This window comes from Protofrankia coriariae, assembly GCF_001017755.1.
In the GTDB taxonomy this organism is placed as follows: domain Bacteria; phylum Actinomycetota; class Actinomycetes; order Frankiales; family Frankiaceae; genus Protofrankia; species Protofrankia coriariae.
In genome coordinates, this window is the sequence record NZ_JWIO01000005.1 from 1 (window position 1) to 7,528 (window position 7,528).

The 7,528-nt window shown below is 73.2% G+C and carries 6 protein-coding genes; 4 read left to right on the top strand and 2 right to left on the bottom strand.

Annotated elements, in window-relative coordinates:
* The 3 genes from FrCorBMG51_RS04695 to FrCorBMG51_RS04705 form a co-directional block, all read left to right on the top strand.
* The coding region (locus FrCorBMG51_RS04695; protein ID WP_200902330.1) for an SGNH hydrolase domain-containing protein at window positions 1-1,285 on the top strand (1,285 nt) is incomplete at its 5' end.
* Window positions 1,286-1,514: 229 nt separating this feature from the next.
* Window positions 1,515-4,064, top strand: a complete 2,550-nt coding sequence (locus FrCorBMG51_RS04700) for an outer membrane protein assembly factor BamB family protein (protein WP_139342179.1) — start codon at window positions 1,515-1,517, stop codon at window positions 4,062-4,064.
* 231 nt (window positions 4,065-4,295) lie between these two features.
* Complete coding sequence (locus tag FrCorBMG51_RS04705) at window positions 4,296-4,835, top strand: VOC family protein (RefSeq protein WP_235433313.1); 540 nt, start codon at window positions 4,296-4,298, stop codon at window positions 4,833-4,835.
* 15 nt (window positions 4,836-4,850) lie between these two features.
* Here the strand turns inward: FrCorBMG51_RS04705 and FrCorBMG51_RS04710 are convergent, their stop codons facing one another.
* Window positions 4,851-5,987: a carboxylate-amine ligase gene (locus FrCorBMG51_RS04710; RefSeq protein ID WP_076842630.1), complete on the bottom strand. Its 1,137-nt coding sequence runs from the start codon at window positions 5,985-5,987 to the stop codon at window positions 4,851-4,853.
* 91 nt (window positions 5,988-6,078) lie between these two features.
* Complete coding sequence (locus FrCorBMG51_RS04715; protein WP_013874201.1) at window positions 6,079-6,498, bottom strand: organic hydroperoxide resistance protein; 420 nt, start codon at window positions 6,496-6,498, stop codon at window positions 6,079-6,081.
* 581 nt (window positions 6,499-7,079) lie between these two features.
* Here FrCorBMG51_RS04715 and FrCorBMG51_RS30620 point away from each other — a divergent pair.
* Window positions 7,080-7,528, top strand: a 449-nt coding sequence (locus FrCorBMG51_RS30620) for a FadR/GntR family transcriptional regulator (RefSeq protein ID WP_235433332.1), incomplete at its 3' end; no start/stop codon positions are given.

Consider the following 7,528-nt stretch of genomic DNA (forward strand, 5'->3'; position numbering starts at 1 on the left):
GGCTTCCGGCGAGCCCGCCGACGGCCCTACCCAGGCACGGCGGTCCTGGTGGGCGGCGTCGGCCGGGACGATCGCGCTGGCCGTGCTGGTCACCGACGGGATCATCGCCACCACGCGTCCCGCCGACTGGCTGCGGGGAGGGGGGCCGGCCGTCGCCGCCGGCGCCGGCGCGCTGCTGCTGGCCAGCGTGGACCGCCCACCGCTGCCGGCCCGTCACAACCCGTTGCAGTGGCTGCTCGGCCGAGGCGTGCCGGTGGAGTTGGGCGGGCTGGGCTACCCGCTCCTGCTCCTGCACCTGCCGGTGTTCTGGGCGTTGGCGACCGCGTTCCCGCAGGTGCGGCCGCATGCCCTGCTGGTGGTCGGCGGTGGGCTGGCCGCGCTCCTCGGGCTGCTGCTGCAGGACGCGGTGGTCGGCCGGCTGCGGCCGCGCCGATGGTCGCTGCGGTGGGCCGCCCCGGTGCTGGCGGTCGCCTACACCGCCGTCGCGGTCGGTGGGGCATGGCTGCCCGACCTGGTCGAGCAGCGGTCACGGACGGGGAGGCAATCGGTGGTCCTGGTGCTGGGCGGGTCGTTCGCCGGTGATCTGGCCACCGCGGTCGGCCGGCGCGGCTCCGGCCGCTACCCGGTGGTGGACCGCTCGCTGCCCGGCTGCGGGCTGTTCCCGGCACCGCCGCCGGTGACACCGCGGGCCCACGTCAGCGCCGACGCCCAGCTGCCGGTATCGGCGCGGGCAGCGGCGGGGCCGGCGCGTAACTGCGCGCACTGGGACCGCTACTGGCGCTCCCAGATCGCCGCCAGCCGGCCCGACGTCCTGCTGGTCGACCTGAGCGGGGACGCGGCGGCGCGGCTGGTGGGCACCACGGTCGTCTCCCCCTGTGACGTCGGCTACCGGCAGGTCTACCGGGAGCGGCTGGCCGCGGCCGCGCGCCTGTGGGAGCAGGAGGCTCCCGGCCGGCCGGTGCTGCTGGCCAACAGCCGCCGCGCCACCGGGGACACCGACCCGGTGTCCAGCCGCTGCTACAACGCGCTGGTGGCCGAGGCCGCCGGCCGGTATCCGCAGATCCTGCCGCTCGACGTCGACGCGGCGCTGTGCCAGGGGGACCGCTGCTGGGACCGCACCGTCTCCGGCGGCCCGTTCTACGTCGACGCCGTCCATCTGACCACCGCCGGCATGCGCCAGCTCGCCCCGTGGCTGGAGACGACGATCAGCCGGGCGGCGCTGCCGGCCCCGACCGCGCCCGCCAGCGTCGCCGGGGGCACGGCCCCGGTGCGCGCAGGCCGTTGACCAGGCAGGACGATGACCACGTCTCCGTGGACGACGACCACCTCCAGGGAAGGGCCGACCGCCGCGGCCGGAGGAGACATCACGGTCGGAGGAGAATCGTGCGGACGACGACCCCACGGGGAACGATCACCTGGACGATCGCCCGGGCCACGGCGTCCAGCGGCACGGTGTCCCGGAGCGCGGGGCGCAGAGGCACGATGACGGCTGTGACAAACCGGTGGAGGCGGACGTGACGGGCACGAACAGCTCCTTCGAGAGCATGCGTGACGCCCTGATGCCGCAGGACCCGCGGACGATCGGCCCCTACCGCCTGCTCGGTGTGCTCGGCGGCGGCGGGATGGGCCGGGTGTACCTGGGCCAGTCCCGTTCGGGGCTGCTGGTCGCGGTCAAGACGGTGCGCGCCGACATGGTGGAGGAGCCCGGCTTCCGGGAGCGTTTCGCCCGGGAGGCCGCAGCCGCCCGGCAGGTCAGCGGTGTGTACACGGCGTCCCTGGTGGACGCCGATGCCGCCGCCGAGATGCCGTGGCTGGCCATCGCCTACGTCCCGGCGCCGTCGCTGTCCTGGCTGGTCCGCCGGGCCGGGCCGCTGCCGGTCGACGCGGTGCTGTGGCTGGCGGCCGGGATCGCCGAGGCGCTGGAGTCCATCCACCGGGTGGGCCTGATCCACCGGGATCTCAAGCCGTCGAACGTGCTGGTGACCCGGGAGAACCCGAAAGTGATCGACTTCGGGCTGGTCCGGTCGTCGGTCGGCAGCGCGCAGCTCACCCAGGCCGTGATCGGGACGCCGCACTACATGTCCCCGGAGCAGGCCCTGGACACCGCGTCGGTGACCCCGGCCACCGACGTGTACTCCCTCGGTGCCACCCTGCTGTACGCGGCGACCGGCCGCACCGCCTATTCCGGCGACACGCCGGTCAACGTGCTGGCTCAGCTGCTCTCCCGGCCACCGGACCTCTCCGGCATCCCGGCGGAGCTCACCGATCTGCTCCGCCGCTGCATGCAGCGCGACCCGGCGCGCCGGCCCACACCGAACCGTCTGCTGGAGGAGATCGACAGTCGCTGGCAGCAGGCGCCGACCGGTTTCGGCGCGCGGCACTGGCTGCCACCCACCGTCTACGATCTGGTGGACGCCTACGAACGGGGGCACCGCCCGGACTCCCGGGACAGATCCTCCGGCCCGTCCGGCTCCGGCGGGCGGTCGTTCAGCCCTGGCGGACAGCCGGCCGACCCCGGCGGGCAGCCACCTGTTCTCGGCGGAAAGCCATCGACTGCCGGCGAAAAGCCGCCCGTGGTACAGGCCGGAGCGGGGCAGGCCCGGGCCGGGCAGAGCGAGGCGGACCAGGCCCGGGGCCGCCGTCCACCGGCGGACGCGCCGGTGGACGCGGACGACCGGGACAGCACGACCCTGACCAGGACGCCACCAGGGCTGCCGGCGCCACCGGTGCGGCCCGGACCGCCGCCCACCCCCCGGGAGCCGGTCTCCGACCCGCCGGGGCGACGTTCCACCCCGCTCTCGCCGACACCGCCGTTGCCGTGGGAGCCGCTCCCACCGGACGACCGCACCGGCCAGGAACACGCGGGCCGTACCGGCTACGGATACGCGGGCCGTACCGACCGCGAGTACACGGGCCGTACCGAGCGCGCGGACTGGGAGCAGACCGGCGACCGGCCCGCACCCGCGCCCGCGCGGCCGCACCGGCGGACCCTGCTGCGGGCGGGCGGCGCCATCGCCGTGGCCGCGGCGGCCGGGGCGGGCACGTGGGGCGCGGTGCGCCTGCTCGGTTCCAGCGACGACGGCGACGGCCCGCGGCCGTGGGTCTTCACCACCGGCGAGGAGGTGTACTCCTCCCCCGCGGTCGAGGCGGGCGTGGTCTACATCGGCAGCAACGATCACTACCTGTATGCCATCGACGCGGTCACCGGCCGTGAACGCTGGCGGTATGCCGCCGGCGAGGCGATCACGTCCTCCCCGGCGGTCGCCGGTGGCACGGTCTACGTCGGCTGCAACGACACCTACCTGCACGCGGTGGACGCCGCGACCGGGAAGGCGCGCTGGCGGTTCCCTACCGGGGCGGCGATGCACTCCTCCCCGACGGCGGTGGACGGGGTGGTCTACATCGGCTGTCGCGATCACAACCTGTACGCCGTCAACGCGCTCACGGGCCGCGAGCGCTGGCACTTCACCGCCGGCGACTGGTTCAACTCGTCACCCACAGTGATCGGCGGCGGGGTGTACGTCGGCTGCCGCGACCGCAACATCTACGCGCTGGACGCGGTTACCGGCCGGAAACGCTGGCAGCGCACCACCGGCAGCAGCGTCGACTCCTCCCCCACCGTCTCCGGCGGCATGCTGTGGATCGGCGCCGACGACCACAGCGTCTACGCCCTGAAGACCACGGACGGGACACCCACCTGGCAGTTCACCGCGGACAACGGCGTGGTCTCGACACCCGCCCTGGTGGACAAGGTGCTGTACGTGGGCAGCGACGACGGCAACCTGTACGCGCTGGACGCGGACACCGGCCGGGCCCGCTGGCGGTTCCACACCGACAACGGCATCCGTTCCTCACCCACGGTGTCCGGCGAGCTGGTCTACGTGGGCAGTCGGGACCGCTACGTGTACGCGGTGGACATCGTCACCGGTGAGCAGCAGTGGAGGTTCGCCACCCGGGCGCCGGTGGACGACTCCTCGCCGGTGGTGGCGGACGGTCTGCTCTACATCGGCAGCCTGGACCACAACGTCTACGCGCTGGACGCAGCCACCGGCGTCGGCCCGTGACCACAACCTGTAACTACAGATCGCGAACACAGACTTGTCTCCGACAACCCGGATGCAACGGGGACGGACGGGGGTACCGTCAAGATAGTTGAACGCTCAACAGAACGCCGCTCGGTGGCTCGACGGAGCGTCACCCGACATGACAGAGCGGCGTTCGACGGCGGACAACGCCCGCGGTACCCGGTGCTACCCCGGCAGCGCCCAGGTGTCGAACGGCCCGAGGAGGAGATCATGGGCATCCACCGCCTCAACCACGTTGTCCTCTACGTCCGTGACGTCGCGCGTACCACCGCCTTCTACACCGACGTCCTGGACTTCCGGGTGACGATGGCGATCCCCGGCAGGGCCGCCTTCCTGCAGGCACCGGACTCCACCAACGACCATGACATCGGCCTGTTCGAGCTCGGCGCGGACGCCGCCGCCTCGCCGGCGGGNGCCGGCGGGCCGGTCGGCCGTGGGGATGTACCACATCGCCTGGGAGGTCGCCACCCTCACCGACCTGGAGAACGCGGCCCGCCGGCTCNCGTCGCGGCGGGGGCGCTGGTCGGCTCGTCCGACCACGGCACCACCAAGAGCCTGTACGCCCACGACCCGGACGGCCTGGAGTTCGAGGTCGTCTGGGTGGTCCCCGCGCACCTGCTCGACGACGCCGCGGTCGCCGCGAACCGCGCCGGTACCCGACCGCTGGACATCGCCAGGGAGAAGGCGCGCTACGGCGCGGACACCCGCGGCGGCCTCGGGATCTCCGTCCCGCTCGGCGTCACGGTCTGACGCGGGCCGGCCGCTTCAGGCCGCCACCGCGTCCGCCGCCTGGCGGGTCTCGGCGAGGATGAGGTCGGCGACGTCGGTGAGCCGCCCGCGCCGGGCGAAGGCCCGCCGCTGCCGGGCCGCGGCGCTGCCCCGGCCGACCGCGCGGCGGGCGAGGTCGTGGATCAGCTCCCAGTCGCCGGCGTGCTCGAGCTCGGCGCGCACCTCGTCCACCAGCCGGTACAGCAGATCCCGGGCCGGTACCGGCACCGCTGCGGCCACGTCGACGAGGTCGCCCTCGATCCCGGACCGGGCCGCCCGCCAGGTGGCCGCCCGCAGCAGTTCCGTCCGCCACGGCGGGGCTGGCGCGCCGGTCCCGACCGCCAGGGCGGCCCGGCGCACGAGCGCGCGGAACAGGCCGGCGACGAGGATGACGGTGTCGACGTCCGGGCACGCGTCACAGACCCGCAGCTCGACGGTGGGCAGGTGCGCGGAGGGACGGACGTCGAAGTAGACCATGCCCGGGTCGCTGATCACCCCGGATGTGATCAGGTCCGCGACGACCTGGTCGTATTCGGCCGCCGTGCGGAACGGTCCGGTGACGCCGGCAGTCGGCCACCGCTGCCAGACCAGGGTGCGCACGCTCGCGTAGCCGCTGTCCGCGCCCTGCCAGTACGGGGAGCTCGCCGACACCGCCAGCAGCGTCGGCAGCCACGGCGCGACCCGCGCGGCCACCGCGATCGCGAGCTCTCGGTCGGCGACCTCGACGTGCACCTGCGCGCCGCAGATCGCCTGTTCCCGGGCGAGGAGCTGGTAGTCGGCGAGCATCCGCTGGTAGCGCGGGTACCGGCTGATCCCGGGCGCGTCCCGGTCGACCAGGGGGACGGTCCCCGCGGACGCGGGGCCGAGCCCGAGCGGTTCGCCGGCCACCACCAGTTCGCGCCGCAGCTGGAGCAGGCTGCCGCGCAGATCGGCCAGATCGGTGCACGGGCGGCTGTTGGACTCCACCACCGACGTCAGCAGTTCGGCGGTGAAACACTCCTTCGCGACGCGCTCGAGGATCGCCGGAGCCCGCGGCACGAGCCGTCGGGAGGCGAGATCCAGGATGTGGAACTCCTCCTCGACGCCGACGGTCGCGATGCGCGCGTCGCCCATGAACGAAGACGCTACGACCATCCGGCGTCCCGGGCAGCACACGGCGCCGGCCGGCGTCCGCTGGCCGGCCGTCCACCAGGCCAGCCGGCCAGCGGATCAGCCGGCTACCCGGTCAGTTGTCCACGAGGGTGGCGGTGGAGACGATGTTGCCCCGGGTCGCCCTGGAGTACGGGCACAGGGCGTGAGCCTGCTCGACGAGCGTGGCGGCCACGTCCCGGTCGACCTGCTCGATCTCGGCCTCGATCGCGACGGCGAGGGCGAACCCGTCGTCGTCCGGGCCGATCTCGACCCGGACGGTGACCGCCGACGCGGAGACATCGACCTTCGCCCGCCGGGCGACCGCCTTGAGCGCGCTGTGAAAACATGCGGCGTAGCCGGTTGCGAACAACTGCTCCGGATTGGTGCCCGGGCCGTCGTCGCCGCCGAGCCCCTTGGGCAGGGACAGGCTCAGGTCCACCCGCCCGTCGCTGGACGCCACCCGTCCCTCACGCCCGCCCCACGCGGTGGCCTCAGCCGTGTACAGAGCCGTCATCACGATCTCCTCAGGTGTGGATCCGATGACCCGTGCGCCAGACGCGCACGATCCGGATCATCCGGGTGGAACACCGGCCGGCACCTTTTTCGTCCGGGTGGCTCACACAGCGCACCGGTCCGTTCGGGTCGCCGTATGGCGTTCACCACCGTCAAATGATGACAAAAAGACTTCGATTGATTACTTTTAGTAAAGATCTAATGAATATCGATTACAAATAGTCATTATTTGTAGCCATCATGGAACCCCTTGTAGGCAGCAGTGACCAGTAGTGTCACAATGCAACCTCGCCAGTACTTCTGGTGACATCGCCGGCAGCAACGATGTGATCTTCTGGACGAAGGAGCCGAACCAGCGCCAGCAGGCCACATACTGCCCGCCCGCAGCCGGATCTCTCCGAGGGGGACCATCATGGTGTTACTGAACGCAGCCAATATCGCAACAGACGGCCCGACGGGCATCGGGCGGCCCGGGGCTGTCAGAACGCCCGACCCGTCGGCCGGCACGCCCGCCGGCGGGTACGACAACGACGCCGGCCGGCACCCGGCCGGCGACAGCCACATCGGCCGGCGGGNAGCCACATCGGCCGGCGGGTGCGCGTCCCCAAGACCGCCGAACTGGTCGCCGCCCGCCTGCGGCGCCAGATCGTGCGGGGCGAACTGGTCGAGGGGGACGCCCTGCCCCCGGAAGCCGTGCTGATGGAGCAGTTCGGGGTCTCACGCCCGACCCTGCGGGAGGCCTTCCGCGTCCTGGAGTCCGAAGCGCTGATCAGCGTCCGGCGCGGGGCGCACGGAGGCGCCCGGGTCCACACACCCAACGGTGACGTCGCCGCCCGCTACGCCGCGCTCGTCCTGGAGTACCGCGGCACCACCATCGCCGACGTCCACCAGGCCAGGGCGCTGCTCGAGCCGCCCTGCGTCCGCCGGCTCGCGCAGCGGCACACCGAGGAGGACCTGGCCAGGCTGCGGGCGGCGCTCGCCGCCGTCGAGGCGGCCACGGCGGACGCTGACCGGCCGGCGGCCCGCACCCG

Excerpts from the sequence above, each read along its gene's own strand:
- FrCorBMG51_RS04715 (WP_013874201.1), bottom strand. The coding sequence starts at position 6,498 with ATGACGGCTCTGTACACGGCTGAGGCCACCGCGTGGGGCGGGCGTGAG.
- FrCorBMG51_RS04710 (WP_076842630.1), bottom strand. The coding sequence starts at position 5,987 with ATGGTCGTAGCGTCTTCGTTCATGGGCGACGCGCGCATCGCGACCGTC.